Source organism: Vibrio sp. R12-SG2-ISO1 (assembly GCF_059834045.1).
Genome location: NZ_JCBDGO010000021.1, coordinates 328,690 through 347,210, shown reverse-complemented (window position 1 = coordinate 347,210; position 18,521 = coordinate 328,690). Strand labels below are relative to the sequence as shown.

The 18,521-nt window shown below is 48.6% G+C and carries 16 protein-coding genes; 6 read left to right on the top strand and 10 right to left on the bottom strand.

Translation table 11 applies throughout. The annotated features are described in order from the left end of the window. Nucleotides 1-70 precede the first annotated feature (70 nt). Genes AC6R10_RS16380 through uxaC form a run of 3 tightly spaced genes read right to left on the bottom strand, consistent with a single transcriptional unit; the run spans nucleotide 71 to nucleotide 4,486 of the window. Nucleotides 71-1,558 carry a UxaA family hydrolase gene (locus AC6R10_RS16380; RefSeq protein WP_500672917.1) on the bottom strand — a complete coding sequence of 496 codons (1,488 nt, stop codon included), beginning with the start codon at nucleotides 1,556-1,558 and terminating at the stop codon, nucleotides 71-73. Next, entirely contained in the window at nucleotides 1,555-3,030 is a 1,476-nt protein-coding gene (locus AC6R10_RS16375; RefSeq protein WP_500672916.1) for a tagaturonate reductase, read from the bottom strand. The genes AC6R10_RS16380 and AC6R10_RS16375 overlap by 4 nt, the downstream gene beginning before the upstream one ends. 43 nt (nucleotides 3,031-3,073) lie before the next feature. Beyond that, nucleotides 3,074-4,486, bottom strand: coding sequence for a glucuronate isomerase (gene uxaC / locus AC6R10_RS16370; RefSeq protein ID WP_500672915.1), 1,413 nt, complete (start codon nucleotides 4,484-4,486; stop codon nucleotides 3,074-3,076). Nucleotides 4,487-4,823: 337 nt separating this feature from the next. Between uxaC and AC6R10_RS16365 the strand changes: the two genes are divergently transcribed. From AC6R10_RS16365 to AC6R10_RS16355, 3 genes are all read left to right on the top strand, one after another. Then, on the top strand, nucleotides 4,824-5,339 hold the full coding sequence (locus AC6R10_RS16365; protein WP_487901410.1) for a TRAP transporter small permease: 516 nt from the start codon (nucleotides 4,824-4,826) through the stop codon (nucleotides 5,337-5,339). A gap of 75 nt (nucleotides 5,340-5,414) precedes the next feature. Further along, nucleotides 5,415-6,719: a TRAP transporter large permease gene (locus tag AC6R10_RS16360; RefSeq protein WP_500672944.1), complete on the top strand. Its 1,305-nt coding sequence runs from the start codon at nucleotides 5,415-5,417 to the stop codon at nucleotides 6,717-6,719. Nucleotides 6,720-6,745: 26 nt separating this feature from the next. Beyond that, nucleotides 6,746-7,717, top strand: coding sequence for a TRAP transporter substrate-binding protein (locus AC6R10_RS16355; RefSeq protein ID WP_500672914.1), 972 nt, complete (start codon nucleotides 6,746-6,748; stop codon nucleotides 7,715-7,717). A 48-nt stretch (nucleotides 7,718-7,765) separates the two neighbouring features. Here the strand turns inward: AC6R10_RS16355 and AC6R10_RS16350 are convergent, their stop codons facing one another. Continuing rightward, on the bottom strand, nucleotides 7,766-8,248 hold the full coding sequence (locus AC6R10_RS16350) for a CYTH domain-containing protein (RefSeq protein WP_500672913.1): 483 nt from the start codon (nucleotides 8,246-8,248) through the stop codon (nucleotides 7,766-7,768). Between the two features lie 10 nt (nucleotides 8,249-8,258). Next, entirely contained in the window at nucleotides 8,259-8,897 is a 639-nt protein-coding gene (locus AC6R10_RS16345; RefSeq protein WP_500672912.1) for a hypothetical protein, read from the bottom strand. A gap of 353 nt (nucleotides 8,898-9,250) precedes the next feature. Here AC6R10_RS16345 and AC6R10_RS16340 point away from each other — a divergent pair, with 353 nt between their 5' ends. The 3 genes from AC6R10_RS16340 (at nucleotide 9,251) to AC6R10_RS16330 (ending at nucleotide 13,088) form a co-directional block, all read left to right on the top strand. Continuing rightward, a complete protein-coding gene (locus AC6R10_RS16340) occupies nucleotides 9,251-10,828 on the top strand; it encodes an SLC13 family permease (protein WP_500672911.1) in 1,578 nt (525 codons plus the stop codon). A 98-nt stretch (nucleotides 10,829-10,926) separates the two neighbouring features. Further along, the gene (locus AC6R10_RS16335) at nucleotides 10,927-11,601 is read left to right on the top strand and encodes a DUF47 domain-containing protein (RefSeq protein ID WP_500629481.1); all 675 of its coding nucleotides are present in this window, start codon (nucleotides 10,927-10,929) and stop codon (nucleotides 11,599-11,601) included. A gap of 8 nt (nucleotides 11,602-11,609) precedes the next feature. After that, a complete protein-coding gene (locus tag AC6R10_RS16330) occupies nucleotides 11,610-13,088 on the top strand; it encodes an inorganic phosphate transporter (protein WP_500672910.1) in 1,479 nt (492 codons plus the stop codon). A 56-nt stretch (nucleotides 13,089-13,144) separates the two neighbouring features. Here the strand turns inward: AC6R10_RS16330 and AC6R10_RS16325 are convergent, their stop codons facing one another. The 5 genes from AC6R10_RS16325 to AC6R10_RS16305 form a co-directional block, all read right to left on the bottom strand. Continuing rightward, on the bottom strand, nucleotides 13,145-14,161 hold the full coding sequence (locus tag AC6R10_RS16325) for a helix-turn-helix domain-containing protein (protein ID WP_500672909.1): 1,017 nt from the start codon (nucleotides 14,159-14,161) through the stop codon (nucleotides 13,145-13,147). 141 nt (nucleotides 14,162-14,302) lie between these two features. Further along, the gene (locus AC6R10_RS16320; RefSeq protein ID WP_500672908.1) at nucleotides 14,303-14,980 is read right to left on the bottom strand and encodes a nucleoside monophosphate kinase; all 678 of its coding nucleotides are present in this window, start codon (nucleotides 14,978-14,980) and stop codon (nucleotides 14,303-14,305) included. Between the two features lie 10 nt (nucleotides 14,981-14,990). After that, the gene (locus AC6R10_RS16315; RefSeq protein WP_500672907.1) at nucleotides 14,991-15,857 is read right to left on the bottom strand and encodes a hypothetical protein; all 867 of its coding nucleotides are present in this window, start codon (nucleotides 15,855-15,857) and stop codon (nucleotides 14,991-14,993) included. Nucleotides 15,858-16,035: 178 nt separating this feature from the next. Continuing rightward, complete coding sequence (locus AC6R10_RS16310) at nucleotides 16,036-16,602, bottom strand: mechanosensitive ion channel domain-containing protein (RefSeq protein WP_500629476.1); 567 nt, start codon at nucleotides 16,600-16,602, stop codon at nucleotides 16,036-16,038. 200 nt (nucleotides 16,603-16,802) lie between these two features. Then, nucleotides 16,803-18,341 (bottom strand): GNAT family N-acetyltransferase, encoded by a 1,539-nt coding sequence (locus AC6R10_RS16305; RefSeq protein WP_487901412.1) that lies wholly within the window; start codon nucleotides 18,339-18,341, stop codon nucleotides 16,803-16,805. Nucleotides 18,342-18,521: the final 180 nt, after the last annotated feature.

Genomic DNA, 18,521 nt, shown 5'->3' with positions numbered 1-18,521 from the left:
GGTGATGATATCTATTGATTTGACTGTATCGATTTGATTCATTGAGCAGTGACGGATTCAAAAGGCAGGCTTATAACGTCACCCCGCTTTTGTAGACGGCGATCTCTCTAAAATCATTGATTTCATTGCGGCTAGGCGCACCATTCACGACATCGACCACCTTATCGATAAAGGCATCAAGCAGTGCACCCATACTGACGCCTTCTACCAAGCCTCCAGCGTTAAAATCGATCCAATGTGGCTTGCGAGTGGCCAACTCACTATTGGTCGCGATCTTGAGTGTCGGCACCGGTCCGCCATAAGGCGTGCCTCGACCGGTACTAAACAGCACCATGTGACATCCAGAGATGGAGAGTGCCGTTGTGGCAATCGCGTCGTTGCCTGGTGCGCTGAGCAAATTCAGCCCGGGTGTGGTGAGCACGTCGCCGTACGCCAGGACATCCATCACGTTGCTTGAGCCTGCCTTTTGCGTGCAGCCGAGTGATTTCTCTTCCAAGGTGGAAATGCCGCCCGCTTTGTTGCCCGGAGAGGGATTCTCGTAAATGGGCTGATTGTGATCGATAAAGTACTGCTTAAAGTTATTGATCATCGCCACGGTTTTATCAAACACCTCGCGGTTGTCACAGCGGCTCATGAGAATCGTTTCTGCGCCAAACATCTCAGGCACTTCTGTAAGCACGGATGTACCGCCGTGGCTAATTAGATAGTCAGAAAATCGTCCGAGCAGTGGGTTGGCGGTAATGCCGGACAGGCCATCAGATCCGCCGCATTCTAAGCCAAACTTCACTTCACTCAGTTTTCCGGGAGAGCGTACATCGCGCTGCATGGTCTTGTGCAGTTTCGCTAGATACTCGACGCCTACCTCGACTTCATCTTGGTGCGTCTGGCAAACCATAAACTGCACACGCTCGGTATCAAATTCGCCCAATGTGGCTTTGAAGGCCTCGACTTGGTTGTTCTCGCAGCCAAGGCCCACCACCAATACGCCACCCGCATTGGGGTGGGTGGCGAGTCGCTGCAGCATCAGTTTGGTTGTTTCATGATCATCGCCTAACTGCGAGCAGCCATATTGATGGGTAAAAATATGAATACCATCAATATCTTGAGTGTCATGCTCTCGCTCATATTGGCTTTTCATCATTTTGGCCATCGCATTGACGCAGCCCACGGTTGGGATGATCCACAGCTCATTACGTATGGCGACTTGACCGTTGGCGCGGCGAAACAGTTGTACGTCTCGGTCACCGATTTGAGCCGCTAGCGTTTGAAAGTCTGGCTGGTATTGGTAATCATCCAGCGCGTCAAGGTTGGTGCGAATATTGGTTTCATTGACCAATCCACCCAGTGGAATCGGTGTTGTCACGTGGCCAATAGGGGAGCCATACTTGATGACTAAATCGTCAAGGTAGAGGGGGGCTAAGGCTACTTTTTGTGCTTTGCTGACCACTTGTTTGATGGTGACGGTTTGACCATCGACATCAATGATTTCCCCCGCGTTGACATTACTCAACGCGACCGCGACGTTGTCTTTCGGGTGGATTTTAAGCAATCGACTCACACCGTCTCCTTAATTGAATTCTCTAACGCCTTACGCATGCCCACTGCAAGGATTTGTTCGACGTAGTGGGTGGTCATCGACACGAGTTGCGGGACTAACGTGAGGTCATGCTGCCAATGTGATTCCATCGCCAGGAGCTCAGTGACTAAGTTCACTGGCTGAAGCTCTCCGCTTTCTATATCTGCCCAACGGGAAGCAAAGAAGTCGAGAAACGGTTGGTCATCGGCGAGGGCGATAGTCTCATCACCACGGCGACCGCGATAAAACACAATCAGCGCCGCAAGCGCGAACGTGAGGCCCGCAGGTGGTGTGCCGGTTTGCTTAGCGAAGGCGAGCAACTGAGGCAAAATGCGTGTCTTGAACTTGGTCAGGCTGTTGAGAGAGATCGACAGCAGCAAGTGGCGAATGTAGGGGTTTTTAAAGCGGTTTTTCACATCATTGGCAAAGGCTACCAATTCATCGCGCGGCAGTGACAAGGTCGGAATGATCTCTTCAAATATCACGTTGTCTAGATAGCGCGTGATGAGTTCATCCGTCATGCTGTCACCAACGGTGTCGATACCGGCCAAGTAGGCGACAGGCACTAAGGCGGTGTGTGCACCATTGAGAATCGCAACTTTGCGCTCTTTATACGGTTTAATATCAGGCACGACTTTAATGTTGAGACTCTGGGCCGCCGGCAGTTCATTCAAGCACAACTCATCGGCGAGGGACTCGGGTCCTTGAATGACGAACAAGTAGAAGTTTTCCGCGCTGACGACAAACTGATCGCGGTATTGCCACTGTTGGTAATAGTGCTCAACTTCCTCTTTCGGGTAGCCGGTGACAATGCGATCAACCAAGGTCGAGCAAAACGTATTCGCTTCATCCAACCAAAGAGCGAACGCGTCTGGTAGCTGCCACAGTTCAATGTATTGCTTGATGATCTGCTTAAGCGCGTCACCGTTATAGTCAATCAGTTCACAAGGAATGAGAATCAGCCCTTTGCTAGGATCGCCATTGAACGCATCAAAGCGTTCAAGCAATACGCGAGTCAGTTTCGCAGGAAAACTGCTCGGCGGCGCATTCGTTTGTAAATCATCAGGATTAAAGGCAATGCCCGCCTCCGTGGTGTTGGAGAAGACGAAGCGTAATTCAGCCTCTCTGGCGACCGACAGCAAAGCGTCAAAGTCGTGATAAGCCGAAATCTCATCGTTGACTGAGGTGACAACGCGCTGTTCATCCACGCGTTTTCCTTGGCTATCTAAGCCACGAATTAAGGTGGTATATAGCCCTTGCTGCGTATTGAGAGAGGGCGGAAAGTCAGTGTCAATAGGGCGCACAACCGTGATGCCGGCGTTGAGTGAGGTACGTTCATTGAGGAGATCAATTTGCCAATCGACAAAGGCGCGCAAAAAATTGCCTTCGCCAAATTGGAGGATTTTTGTTGGGCGTGGTTCACTGGCAACGACAGTTCGATTTAATGTTTTCATAGTAAAGGCTCTTAAGGCGCAGCCAAGGCTGCACCTACCGTGATTATTTTGTGGAAAGACCGAAGTACTCTTTGGCGTTGTGGTAACAAATGTCGGAGACCATGCGGCTCAACAGTTCGAAATCCGCAGGGGCTTCGCCGTTTTCGACCCATTGGCCGATCATTTGGCACAAGATGCGACGGAAATACTCATGACGCGTGTAAGACAAAAAGCTTCGGCTGTCTGTCAACATTCCGACAAAGCGGCTCAATAAACCCAACTGGGCCAACTGTGTCATCTGACGCTCCATGCCATCTTTCTGATCGTTGAACCACCAACCCGAACCGAACTGGATCTTACCTTTGACGCCGCCGCCTTGAAAATTGCCGCACATAGTGGCCAGCACTTCGTTATCTCTTGGGTTGAGGCAGTACAGAATGGTTTTTGGCAGGCTATCATCGACATCGAGTGCATTGAGTAAGCTCGCTAGCGGTTTAGCAATATCGCCATCATTGATAGAGTCAAAACCCGTATCAGGGCCAAGCAACTGGAACATGCGTGCGTTGTTGTTACGCAGCGCGCCGATGTGGTACTGCTGAACCCAACCGCGCTGCGCATATTGCTTGCCAAGGTAAACCAATACGGCCGTCTTAAATTGCGCTGTTTGGTGCTCATTGACCGGTTGACCGGACAATCGCTGGCGCAAAATTGCATCCAATTGCGTTTCGGTTGCCGTCGCATAGCTGACGGTGTCTAACGCGTGATCGGCAATGCAGCAACCGTGAGCCGCAAAGTGATCGAGTCGCCGCTCTAACGCTTGGCAGAGATCGCTAAAGGTCGCGATGTCCACATCGGCCGCTTTACTTAGCTCAAGGATGTAGTCTGAAAACGTGTCCAAATGAATATTGAACGCTTTGTCTGGACGCCAACTAGGCAACATCTGGACCGGGAAGTCTTTGTCTTTCGCCACCGTATGGTGGGCGTTAAGGGAGTCAATGGGGTCATCGGTGGTGCCCACCATCTCAACCTTCATGGTCTGCATAATGCCACGCGCACTGAACTCAGGTGAGGCGAGCATTTCATTACATTGATGCCAAACACGCTCGGCGTTGTGCTCATTTAAGACCAGATCCTTGATGCCGAAAGGGCGGCGCAGTTCTAAGTGCGTCCAATGAAAAATGGGATTGCCAATCGTGGCGGGTACCGTTTTCGCAAACGCGAGGAACTTCTCTTTGTCACTTGCTGCACCAGTACACAACCGCTCATCAATCCCATTGCTGCGCATCGCTCGCCATTTGTAGTGATCGCCTCGCAGCCATATGTCCGTCAGATTACTAAAGCGATAGTCGTCAGCCACCTGCTCCGGCGGTAGGTGACAGTGGTAATCAATAATAGGTAGCGATGCCGCGACGTCATGATAAAGCCGCTTAGCAAACTCATTGTGGAGTAGGAAGTCGTCCGTTAGGAAATGTGTCATGGTGTTTGACCTGTTATACCAATTTGTGAGCATTAGAATACATTCTAAGTAGAGGATTACAAGTTGCTAGGGGTTGATAAAACCAATTTGTTGATCTGAGTTGGGTATTTGCCAGTGTCGTTATTATGCTGCGTGTTTTTGATCACATAAAAGCAAGATGTTATACCAGATTCATTCAAATTTGATCTGGATGGGCTTTTTTAACAAGTGTTTGTGTATGATAACTCTGCCTTTGGTCAACCAATGTGCAATTGCATAATAAAACGTAAAGATAAGGATGTGTTATACGAGCGTGTATTGCGACGTCCTGTCATTAGCATGGAACGAAATAGAAACAATGGTTATTACAACAATTAATGGGTTCATTGACAGAGGGTTGAGGATTCTGCTCGCTCTGTTTATGGCTGCGATGATCATTGCAGTGACATGGCAGGTTTTTTCTCGCTTTGTTCTCAATGATCCCTCAAACCTTACCGATGAGCTGTCGCGCTACTTACTGATCTGGATTGGTGTGCTCGGGGGCGCCTACACCTTCTCAATCCGACGTCATCTCGCGCTCGAAATTTTGTATGCCAAAGCTGGTGAGAGAGGTCGAGCTGTATTGGCCATCATTACCAACTTTTTTGTGGTCCTTCTTTCATCTGTCGCATTTGTGTATGGCGGCACTGAATTGGTCACGACAACCGTTGCCAACGGACAAATCTCCCCAGGGATCGTGATCTTTGGCCGCCATTTACTGATTGGCTACGTCTATCTGGTCGTCCCTATTGCTGGATTGCTCATCAGTTACTTTGGATTGCTCGACATGATCCGAGCGGGCGCTTCACTTATTGATTCACGATCGCATTCATAGTGATGAATGTAGGAAATATTTATGACTCTCATTGATTTATTGTTCTCACAGGATTTTCTGTTGAATGCGCCGGATATGTTTTATGACGTGTTCCCTGTGATTGTGCTGTTTGGTGTGTTGGGCATTCTGCTCGTGCTGGGTGTTCCTATTGCGTTTGCTATTGGCTTTGCGGCTTTTTTGACGGTCTTTGTCGATTTTCCAATCGACCAAACGTCAATGCTGATTTCTCAAAAGCTGGCCAATGGGTTAAACAACTTTGGCTTGTTGGCCTTACCCTTCTTTATTGTGGCGGGTAACTTAATGAACCGTGGCGGCTTAGCTGCGCGTTTAATTAACTTTGCCATGTTGCTTGGTCGTTGTTTCCCAGGGGGATTATCGCACGTGAATGTCATCGCTAACATGATGTTCGGTGCGCTTTCTGGATCTGCGACGGCCTCTGCCGCTGCGGTGGGGGGCATCATGCGACCACTTCAAGAGGAGAACAAGTATCCGCGCGCGTTTTCAACAGCGGTCAATGTTGCTTCTTGCCCTTCAGGTCTGCTGATTCCACCGTCAAATATTCTGATTTTGTTTGCGTTGGTCAGTAGCACTTCGGTGCAGTACCTGTTTATCGCCGGTTATGTACCGGGCATCATGATGGGGCTTGCCATCATGGCGGGTGTGTTTTTGTTTGGTTGCAAGTTTGGCATCCCAACGGAGAAGTTTGAGTTTACGGAAAAGGCGAGCAAGGTCATCCTTGATGCACTACCAAGTCTTGGGCTGGTCGTTATCATCATGGGCGGGATTCTTGCGGGGATCTTTACCGCAACGGAAGCCTCTGCCATCGCGGTGGTTTACGCCTTGTTACTCGGGTTTGCTTACCAAGAACTCAAAGTTGGTGATCTGTTTCCCATCATCATCGATAGCGTGGTCACTACCTCGATTGTCTTGTTAATGGTTGCGACGTCTTCTGCTATGTCGTGGTCAATGGCGAATGCCGACATTCCGGTGTTCATTTCAGATTTCATCTTGGCAGCGTCGGATAACCCTCTGATGGTTTTGCTGCTGATGAATATTGTGCTGCTAGTGATTGGTACCTTTATGGATATGACACCAGCAGTGCTGATCTTTACCCCCATCTTTTTGCCGATCGCAACCTTGATGGGTATCGATCCTATCCATTTCGGCATCATCATGGTGTTTAACTTGTGTATCGGCATCTGTACTCCACCGGTGGGGACAGCGTTGTTTGTCGGTTGTAGTGTCTATGACACCAAGTTAGGTGAAGTGGTGCCGAAAATGGTGCCGTTATTTGTCCTCATGATCCTCACTCTTGGACTCATCGTCGTATTCCCATCGCTCAGTCTCTGGTTGCCAGAGCTTGCTGGGTACGTCAGATAACCCTACATATAATAAAAGGAAACAAAATGAATAAGTTAACAAAAGTAGTCATCGCTTGTGCTGTATCGATGTCCGCGATAGCGGCGACGGGAATTCAGGCAGCGACGTTAAAAATGTCGCATGCGCTGCCGACTGAGCACCCTGTCCACAAATCTCTCGACTGGTTTGCCCAAGAAGTGCGCAAAGATGCGAAATTACGCGTGAAAGTCTACCCAAATGGGACGTTAGGCAATGAAGCAGAAGGGCTTCAAATGGTTCAGAACGGTACGGTGGCATTTACCAAGGCCAGCGCCGCTACATTGAACACCTTCGCGGCTGACTATATGTTGTTGTCTCTGCCTTACCTTTACAGTGACCGAGACCAGTACCTCAAGGTGCTTAATGGCCCCATTGGGCAAGAAATTCTTGCTTCCTCACGTGATTCTGGCTTTATTGGTTTGGCATTTCTTGATGCCGGTGAACGCAGTTTTTACACCAGCAAACCGATTAAAACGCCCGATGATTTGAAAGGGATGAAAATTCGTGTTCAGAACTCAGCGATCTCCATTGATACCATCAAAGCCCTCGGTGGGACACCTGTGCCACTTCCATACGGAGAGCTTTACTCTGCGATGCAGCAAGGTGTGGTTGATGGTGCGGAAAACAACATCCCCTCGTATTTCTCATCTCGTCACTATGAAGTGAAAAAGGTCTTTTCGCGCGACATGCACACTATGGTGCCAGATGTGTTGGTTATCTCAACAAAAGTATGGGACACATTGAGCGAGGAGCAACAGCAAGGTATTCGTAGCGCGGCTCAGAAAACGATTGCGGTGCAAGAGCAGAATTGGAACGCCTACGAGCAAGCCGCAGTCGGCGATCTTGAGCAATACGGTGTAGAGTTTGTCGACAGTGATATTGCTAAATTCCAAGCGGCGGTTAAACCTGTTTACGACAAATTCCGCGAACAGAATCCAAGCCTAGTACCCCTGTTAGAGCAAATTCAATCGACGCACTAATCATTGAATACAAAACCGCCAGTCTGTGACTGGCGGTTTTGGTTTTTATTATGCCGTCTCTTTTTCCCAACTCTTAAACGGCTGCCTCATTAACATCGAGTTGTAGTAGCGGCTCTGGCCGGTGACTTCGTCGCCGAGCCAGACAGGTTTGTCGAAGGATTCATCTTCAGAGCTGAGTTCAACTTCTGCTACGGTGAGCCCTTCGTTGTCACCATAGAACTCATCGACTTCAAAGGTGTGTTGGCCTGCGCTGACTAGGTAGCGGGTTTTGTCTATTACACCAGGCTCACAGATGGCGAGTAGGGCGTTGGCTTCTTCAACGCTGATTTCACGTTCCCACTCAAAACGGCTAGCACCGCTGTCACTGCCGATCCCTTTGACGGTCAAAAATCCTTTGTCGCCTTTTACGCGAACTCGCACAGTACGTTCAGGGACGGAACAGAGATAGCCTTGGATGATGCGTGTTGCTTTATGAGCATCTTGTCGATATTGGTCAGTTTGGACCAGGAATTTTCTTTCGATTTCAATCATGGTGGGGCTCCTAGTTCGCCAATGGCTTGTTGATCATGCCAATCACGCGTTTGATCGCTTGAAGGTAGTTGATGTTTTCCACTTGAGTCAGACCGACATCGCTCAAGGTTTGCTTAATGTCTTCTATTTCAGTGGATTCTGAGTTGATGGTACAGATTTTTGCGCCATTGACGAGCACTTCACCGTATTCACAAATGGTGTCATTGACCATGTAGCCAAAGCGGTGTTTAACCACATTGACCGCTTGAAGGTCTGGATGTGCATCGATAATTGCGAGGAACTCTCCCAACGTATAAGTCTCTTGTTTAAGAGTGAGCATCTCAACTTTAAACGCAGGGAATACTTCGGTCTCAAGCTGCGCGGCGGGGATAGGGAACTCACCTTTCATTAGAGGATTCCACTGCTCCAAGCCATCGACCGTTTGTACATAGGTTTTGATATCCATCTTGCCGTCGCGAATTTTGGTGTTATTGGCGTCGTTGGTGCGAGACAAAATATAGATTTCGGCGCTGGTGCGCTCCCACACCTTTTCAGGTACAGGGACAGAGAGCCTTGCCATACGCGCTGCAGGCGCTTCAAAGTCTTGCCCAAAAGAGCGAAATTCAAAACGGGGTTTAGACACTTCACCAATGACCATTTTATCACTCATTCGATTTCTCCTTGATGTTCGATAGTGTGTTCGTGTCTTTTTAGACTAGCGCCACTGTGGCAAGAAAAACTGTGATCAAAACAATAAAAGCACCAAATTAATCTGACACATGTTGGTTTATTGCATGTCACTTACTAAACAATAAGACCTAACCTTATGTTTGATAATGGTTTAGTTGGTTATACACTCCGTTGCCTAAAAGTTAAATTCGTGATCGAAGATAAAATTGTCATATTTAGTTGGGTCTCAAAAGTTTGGGGTTGATTTCGATCAATATTTTTCCGCTGCGCTGGTGAGATTCTATGAGGGAAGAAATAACGATAATAAAATGACCGAAACAAAAGGATCTCGATATGGAAAAAATTCAGCATTGGCATCCAGGAAAAGATGCCAACCTACCCGACGAACCTGTAGTGGATAACACCCCATCGACACCGGTTCACGATCCGTTAGACATGTCACAATACAAAATGGGCAAAGTGGTCGAACGTCCGCCAACGAAGGCTGGCCTTGCGATGAAGAAGTGGGGGCTACCCGCTGCCGTTATCAGTTTTGTGCTGTTTAGCTTTGTGTTTAATTTTGAGTCTTTGGACCAAAAAGCGCAGTACATGCTAGGACTGTTTGTCGCCTGTATCGTACTGTGGATATCAGAGTCTATCCCCAATTACTTAACATCGATCGCCTTGATTGTCAGTGTGATTTTGTTAGAAATAGTGCCGCAAAAGGCTGCACTTGCGGTACTTGGTCACCAAATTATCTGGCTTAATATTGCGGCATTTATTCTCGCCTCGGCCTTGGTCAAAACCAAGTTGGCAGAGCGGGTCGCACTGTTGTTTATCGTTAAGTACGGTAAGAATGCAGGGTCGATATTCCTCAGTTTTATTGCGGTTAACTTGATTCTCAGTGCTTTTATCAATGCGACGGCGGCCAAAGCGGCGTTACTGATGCCGATCTTTATGGTGGTCTCGGCGGTGTATGGCGCTACTGGTGAGAAGAGCAACAACTTCGCGCGTAACTTGATTCTGCATAATTTGCTGATGATTAATGCTGGATGTAACGCCTTCTTGACCGGCTCCGGCGCGAACTTAGTTGCAGCTGGCATGATGGTCGGTGCTGGTGCGTCACTCTATTACTTTGATTGGTTGCTGGCCGGTTTACCGGTCACTATCGCACTGGGCATCTTTACCTACATTATTGGCGTAAAATTTATCTTCCCACTGACGAAGGAAGACGAAACACCGAAGCTTGAAGGCGGAATGGAGTCCATCCAGAACGCGCTTGAGAAACTGGGTAAAGTGCATTGGGATGAGATCAAAGCCGCTGCTATCTTCTTAACCGTATTGGCATTTTGGGCGACCGACAAACTGCACGGCATTCACCCAACGATGGTGGCTTTGATTGGTTCTATCATCATGCTAGCCCCTCAAACCAAGCTTATTACTTGGAACGACGTTGATTTGCCTTGGCACTTGTTGATCTTCTCCGCAGGCGCGTACGCGATTGGTGCTGGTCTTTCGGCCACTAAAATCATGGAGATTGCGATCTCAAACATGATGGACGCACTGGGTATGGAGAGCATGAGTTACTTTGCGCTCTACAGTATCCTCACGGGCATCTTTATCGCCTCACACTGGATTTTCCAGAGTAAAACCATGCGCACGGTGATATTTATCCCGATTGTTATTGGTATTGCGCAGGCGATGAACTACGACATCCTTTCGCTTGCGCTACCTGTCGCTCTGTGCATCAACGTGTGCTGGACGTTTCCGTTCAACTCTAAGCCAGCGGCGCTGTTGTACGGCACCAACAAGTACACTATGGGTGAAACGTGGCGTTATGGCTTGTGGACCAGTATCTTCACTTGGCTATTAATGCTGGTGGCTGGACAAACTTGGCTGATGTGGATCGGCATCTCTCCGGGCTTTTTCTAACCTTCCCTCAGTCTGAGCGCGCGTGACGCGCGCTCATCCCCCTTACAAGATTCTATTCCAGGCCACTGGAAGGGCCGCCCTCGGCCCGAGGAGACACAATGAAAACAAAATTTAGCTTTATGAACACCACTCATCAGCTCAAACGCAACATTGACGCTTTTTACGATTTGCTCGGCGATTCTACCGATGTGTTTCGAATTATTCTCAAACTCTATCTCGCCAATAGCGTTGCACCGAGCAAAGACAATGAAACCCAAATCGAACTTCGTTTTGAGCAACTGAGTCGAATTGAAATTTCAGCCGATAATCTGCGCCGTGATGTCGAAAGCATTCTGTATGAGAAAACGCTAGTCCCAGATCTTCGTAGTGATTTGCTCAAATTGATTGAAGGGGTCGATGTGTTGATTAACTTGCAACAAGCATCGGCGTTTAACCTTATCAATGAAAGACCCACGATTCCCCAAGCCTACCATGATGATTTTCTGGAACTGCAAACAACGGTGGCTCAGTGTTGCGAACATCTGATCCAGGCGTGCCGCGCGTTTATGCGCGATCAGAATCAGGTCAGAGATCATGTCCACAAGGTGATATTTGTTGAAAGTGAGGCGGACAAACTGAGTACACGCATGAAGCAAAAGGTGTTCTCCTCCGAACTGGAATTAGCACAGAAGATCCACATTCGCTACTTTATCGAGCGAATTGATAATGTAGCAAATTTTGCAGAGGACATTGCTGACTCCCTGGTAATTTACGCCATTAAACGCTCATTGTAGGGGGCGCTATGGATATCCTCATTCTGATTTTTCTCTCAAGCGGCCTATTTTTAGGTTGGGCATTAGGGGCAAACGATGCTGCTAATGTCTTTGGCACCGCCGTTGGCAGTCGAATGGTGAAGTTTTCCACTGCCGCGATCGTTGCGTCCATCTTTGTGATTCTTGGTGCCACCATTAGCGGTTCGGGAGCGGCACATACGCTGGGTAAGCTTGGCGAAGTCAACGCACTTGGTGGTGCTTTTGTGGTGTCACTTTCTGCCGCCTTAACGGTGTTAGTCATGACTAAATGTGAACTGCCCGTCTCCACAGGGCAAGCGGTAGTGGGTGCGATCATTGGCTGGAACGTGTTTGTTGGGATTGATACTGACACCCAAGTTCTGATGAACATCTTATTTACCTGGGTATTGTGCCCGGTCTTGTCTGCACTGATGTCGGTGGTGATTTATTTAGCTGTGAAAGGGTTTCTTAAACATGTAAAGCCGCATATTTTGACGCTGGACTGGTCTTCACGAGCGGCACTGATTATCGCGGGAGCTTTTGGCTCTTACAGCTTGGGCGCGAACAATATCGCCAATGTGATGGGCGTGTTCGTCAATGCGGTATCGCTCGATGAGATCACGCTGGCTTCCATCACCTTTGGCACGGCAGAGCAGCTGTTTCTAATTGGTGCGATTGCCATTGCGATCGGCATTTTCACCTACTCTAAGCGAGTAATGCTGACAGTTGGTAATAGTATGATGCCGCTCACGCCGATTACCGCGGGTATTGTCGTGATGTCGCATTCCGTCGTGTTGTTTCTATTTGCCTCCGAAGGGTTAGAATACGCGTTGGCCAGTCGCGGTTTGCCAACCATTCCTCTGGTCCCGGTGTCGAGCTCTCAAGCGGTGGTGGGGGCGATCATAGGTATTGGTTTGCTCAAAGGTGGGCAAGAACTTGATTGGAAAGTGCTCGGTAGAATTGCAACGGGGTGGGTCACCACGCCTCCTATTGCGATGGTGAGTAGTGTACTGCTGCTGTTTTGCTTGCAAAATATTTTCAGTCTCACCGTTTACTCCCCACTGCATTATCGCGTGAGCCCACACGTGGCTGAGGAGCTAAGTCAGCGCAGCGCGCAGGAGTGGGATTTGAGCGAGCTCTATGGGGCGACTTACACCGACATTCGCTCGTTCAAAGCGGCGCTTGAGCCGTTATATTTGAGTGAATCCGCGCAGCAGGCGGTGATTGAACTCGCCTTGCTAGAGCCGATCAAAGTGGATGTCTCTTTGCTGCCGCAAGCTTGGACAGAGAGTCTAAGCCCAGCAAGACTTCAGGCATTGCATGCCTTGGGTTCGCGTGAGTATCAACACTCATGGCAACTGCTGAAAGCGCTCACCCACACCAGCAGCGATTGGCGCAGTGCAGAAGATACGGTATTGAATAAGCAATACAACCGTCAATTAAAGCAAGATTACGCGACCTTGCTTCGCTACTCGCATCAAGCGTATTGATTGATTTTGTCAGAAAGAAGAGGCATCCAGTGATGACATTGGCTGCCTCTTTTTACTTACGTGTCTAGGTCACTGTGGCAGGTGAGTGTCTCGAAGTGCGTTTTGCCAAAGCAGTAGGCACTGGTGTCTTCACGTTGGTGATTGTCGTTATCTAACCATTGTTGGAACACATGGCTTAAATCATCAAGACTATTGATGCTGTGTTGACGCGCAGCCGGAGTGCAAAAGTAGCGAATAATGTGCTGCATGTACTCAAAGCATAAGCCGTTTATTTTGGAGCTGTTGTAGGCTTTGATTTTAACGTGTTCGATTGCGTGTTGGTTGAGGTATTGCTGGAAAGAGGTGCTGTCGCTAGGAGCGAAGAATTCAGCGCCTCGGTCCGTGAGCACGCGTTGTACGCTCACGCCATACTTGGCAAGAAAGGGCATGACGGTGTCCGATAGCAATGCGGTGGCGCCGTCGCTGTCACTGCTGAGCGAAAAGCGCGCAAAGGCGAAGCGACTAAAGCTATCAATCGCCAGATGCAGGTAGACGGTGCCCAATTGCGGAAAGTAGTCGAACTTAATGCTGTCTTGCACCAGAAGATCGCCCGGACATTGCGTATCGAGTTGGCCTGACGCGTTTTTTAAGCTGTTGGCTTGAATATTAAGCGCCGCAATTTGCTTTTCAGATAGGGTGACTTGGCCGCTTTCCGCTTTGACCTTAAGTGCGGTAAGACGTTTCTGTTTGGTTTCCAGATCATAACGCAGCCAAACAGAACGCACACCGTTGGGCGATATGGCGTAACCTTGTTCGCTGAGCACTTGCGCGACTTTTTTTTGCCCTAGCTCTGGGTGTTCAAAGGTGTACTCAATCAACTTACTTTGAATCTCTTTTGCCACGCGGTTGCGTAGCAGAGGCTTGGCGCGGACCTGCTCAACGAGCGCGGCTTCTCCACCTTGCTCATAGAGCTTTTTCAAACGGTAATAACTGTCTCGGCTGTAGCCATAAATTTTGCACGCTTTAGATACGTTACCTAGCTCATCGGCCAGACGTAAAAACGCCAATTTAGAACGTACTGAATCATCTTTCATAGACGAGAAAAGCCCTTGTATCAATCCTTTATCGACCCAGTCAGAGCGATAAATTGTCTGTTTGATAGTAACGTTTTAGGCAAAAAAAAGCAGTCAATAATCGACAATGACTGCTTCAATCTATGTTTTCAATCACAGAGTTTACGCTGGGAGAGACGTTTCACTCGCTGGGCTGAGCTGCTCAAAGATGAGGGCGCTGACATCCTCTTTAAGCATCCAATCTTGCACCTCGATTTGGATAAGCTTTGTCTGTTGGCTAAATACCGACTGTTGGTAATAGCTCAGTACTTGTGAGGTAATGTGTTGATAGACAGCCAAGCGTTTCACCACGGTGTCTGGATTGTCATCACTGCGCTGCTCAAGTGGTTCGCCGGTGACATCATCAACTCCGCTACGTTTTGGCGGATTATAGACAAGGTGATAACTGCGCCCGGACGCAGGGTGAATTCGCCGACCGCTGAGTCTTTCTATAATGCAGGCATCTGGCACGTTGAGAACCACGATCGTATCGATGTGGATGCCAGCTTGATGAAGCGCTTGTGCTTGCTCAACGGTGCGAGGGAAACCATCCAAAAGATAGCCTGATTGGCAATCTGGTTGGGCTAATCGCTTGGCAAGTAATGACAAGACAATATCGTCATCAATCAGTTTGCCTTTCGCAATGGTCTCGTTAATGGCTGTAGCTTGCGGTGTCGGTTGCTGACTCTCAGCCCGCAATAAATCGCCGGTTGAAATTTGCGTAATGCCTAAAGTGTGCTCAATCACTTGCGCTTGTGTGCCCTTTCCAGAGCCGGGAGGGCCGATAATGATCATCTTCATGAGCGGCCTCCTACTTGCCACAAAAGGTGGGATCAAAGTTATAGACATACGCGGTTTTGGTGATGAAATCGGGGGCGACCCACTGCTTCATCCCTTGCATGGCTTCAAACAGCGCCTTGGAGCGGTGGACCACTTTTCGGCTGTAGCTTGCACTGTCATCTTCGTAGCTAAATGAAATTTCAGCGACGACAGGTTTCTCGTTTTTGCTGGGTTGATTGAGATACCATAATGTCAGATCAAATTCGGCATCCAACTTGCCCAGATCCACTTCAAGACCACTGTAGACACGCTCATAAATGGTCAGGTTACCCACTTTTTTAAGGGGTAGGGCATCACTTAGCGCATAGCGCTCAGCAAAGCCACTAAAGCGTTGGTTAATGTGCCCGAGTGAGTCGATGACATCATGGTTAGTAAACTTAGTTGAGGCGCTATAGATGGCGCGAAATGTATTGTGACGATTGGCGCTGACGTCAAGCTCCATTTTGGATTTGGCGCTAGGCTCGCTGGACGTCACGTCGTCAAAGCCGACAATGTACCGGTCAGGGCTACGAAATTTTAATGATACGGACGATTTACTATCCACGCGCTCTCGATATGAGTAGCCGTTCGCGTTGAGCATACATTCGCCCGGCACGTCATAAAAAGAGACACTTCGCTGCTTTTTTAGTGTCATGGCGTCGGATGTTGGTCTGTCGATAGAGGTGCGAATCACCGACTCTAATTCTTGAACAAACCGCGCGACATCTTCTGCTTCACTGGAAAACTGAAAGCGTTGATGCTCAAGCATTAACTTGTATTCACGGGAGGTAACCTCAGGGTTTGCAAGGGCAGCAGCGCTCGCGAATAGGCTTAACAATCCAAGAGTGTGGAGTTTCATAACGCCTCCTTGTTGGCGATGGTAGGATTGCAGACTATGTTAGAAAAATATGCAGAGTAAAACTGGATCTAAATAATAAATCCTAACTTAATCTTACATTTGTGTCTATTTTGTGACCGCGATACGTTGTGCGCTATCTGTTTTCGCTAAGGTCTCTCATTGTGTCTTCCACTGCGAATCATTTTTTAATCCGCGTATACAAACGGGGCTTTTTAGTTACTTTGGGTTTTGGCGGCAGTTTAAGGACGCCTTTTTGCAAAATCAGGTTGTTGGGGTAGGTGATGATGTGGCCCTTTTCGTGTTTGATGTGGACATGAAAAGTGGTGATGTCGACAATCACTCCGGTGACGTCCTCATCTTTATCGATCACTTTGACCAAATCGCCGACGCGGTATGGGAAGACAAAGAAAATCAAAAAGCTGGCAGTGACGTTACTGAGTATCGACCACTGAGCAAACAAGGCGACGCCGAGCACAGCGAAAATCGACGAGAGAAACAGCGAGACATCGCCATAACCAATCCCTGAGGCAATCAAAAACAGCGAAATAAACACAAAGTAGAGGGCAATGTTCAACCCGCGAATGATAAAAAAGGTGCGATTATTTTTCGCCTGCTTTTTACGCGCCATGGCGTGAATGGTTTTCACTAGGATGTGTTTGATGAGCTTTAAGGCGATGAATAGAAGGAAGGCGAACAGAAGTTTACCAAGAAGCGATTCAGAGACGTTGAAGCCGAAAATTTGCATAGTGTCAGTAATGTCGTTGGGTTAAGCCGTGAGCACAGTGGAGCCATGATGTGGCAATCCGGTCTCCTTGTCTAGCGATACTGGTTTGCCTCACAAACGCTGAATAAATAGAGCAGAATGGATGTTCAAGGTTGCTATCACTGAGCGCGGAGGAGGCATGCGCTCAGTGATGGGCAAAAGCGGTGATTCTCAGTGAGAGATCACGACTCGTTGTCGGGTTTAATGAAGGTGCCGTAAATATCACTGCGGCGATGTTTGAGATTGGTGACCGAACCTTCGGTGTTGAGCTGCTTAAGCTTCGTCAAATCGACATCGGCAAAGATGATCATCTCGGTGTTGGCGCTCGCTTCGGTTAAGGTCGCGTCGTGAGGGAAATAGATGTCGGAAGGCGAGAAGACCGCAGACTGAGCATATTGAATATCGACATTATCGACCCTTGGCAAGTTGCCGACACTGCCGCCAATGGCGACATAACATTCGTTTTCAATCGCTCGAGCTTGAGAGCAGATCCGCACTCGCTGGTAGCCGTTTTTGGTGTCGGTCCAGAAAGGCACAAAGATGATTTGCACGCCTTGTTCGGCCATCATTCGGCCCAGCTCTGGGAATTCACTGTCATAGCAGATCAAAATGCCGACTCGACCCGCATCGGTGTCGAACACTTTCACATTGTCGCCACCATCAATCACCCAGTCTTTTTGCTCGTGCGGGGTGATGTGGATTTTGTATTGCGCGTCAATGTCGCCATCACGGTGCAGCAGATAGGAGACATTGTAGAGCTGATCGTCTTCCACCACTGGCACACTGCCGGCAATGATATTGATGTTGTACGTGACGGCCATTTGTGAGAAGCGGTTTTTGATCTCTTCACTGAAACTGGCGAGAAAACGAATCGCTTCGACGGAGTTTTGCCCAGTCTGCAAGCCCATTAACGGGGCATTAAAAAACTCTGGGAACAGCGCGAAGTCCGCTTTGTAGTTAGAGAGAGAGCTGACAAAGTATTCGGCCTGGTCCATCAAATCGTCGAGATCGCGCATGGCGCGCATTTGCCACTGAATCACGCCGATGCGGACTAAGGTTTTTTCAATGTCGTGAACAGAGATGATGTCCTCTTCATAGAAGAAGTTGTCCCACTCAAGCAGGGTAGCGTAGCCTTTCGATGCGTCATCTTCAGGCAGATAATTACGCATCAAGCGCTTTACATCAAAATCGTTGGCCAGCTGGAAAGAGAGAATCGGGTCGTGCAGTTTGCGACGTTTGACCTGATCGATGTACTCGGGCACGGTCATTTTGTCGGCGTATTTGTGATAGTTGGGGATGCGTCCCCCCGCCAAAATCGCCTTGAAGTTTTTATTTCGGCACAGTTCTTTGCGCGCGTCATAGAGGCGGCGTCCTAAACGTAGGCCTCGATAATCTGGGTGGACAAATACATCCAGCCCGTACATGGCATCACCCGAGGACTGGTTTTGAATCACGTTTTGCTCGGTAATGATGTCTGTGTAGGTGTGCGGCAGAGAGAAGCGATTGTAATCGACTTTGATCGTCAGCGCGGCGCCAACAATTTTATCGTTATCGACAATACAGATTTGCCCATCAGGAAATTGGTGAATCAGGTCCATGATGGTCATTCGTGGCCATGCGCCACCCACATCGGGAAAGACGAGGTCCATCAGCTCTGCAAGCTGAGGATAATCACCCGATTCAATTGTACGTAAAGAGAGTCTTGGAGTAGTGCTATCCATTTAATCATGTCCTTGTTACCACAACGAAATCAGCATGCCACAAGCGCGAGTTAACATAAACATAACTGATGCAAAAAGTCCCTTTAACGTTTTGAAATAAGTCACATAAAAAATATGGTTATTGCGGCATGCTGAATCGGTATCCCAGTTGAAGTCCCGATGTATTTGCCCTTAGGTGGT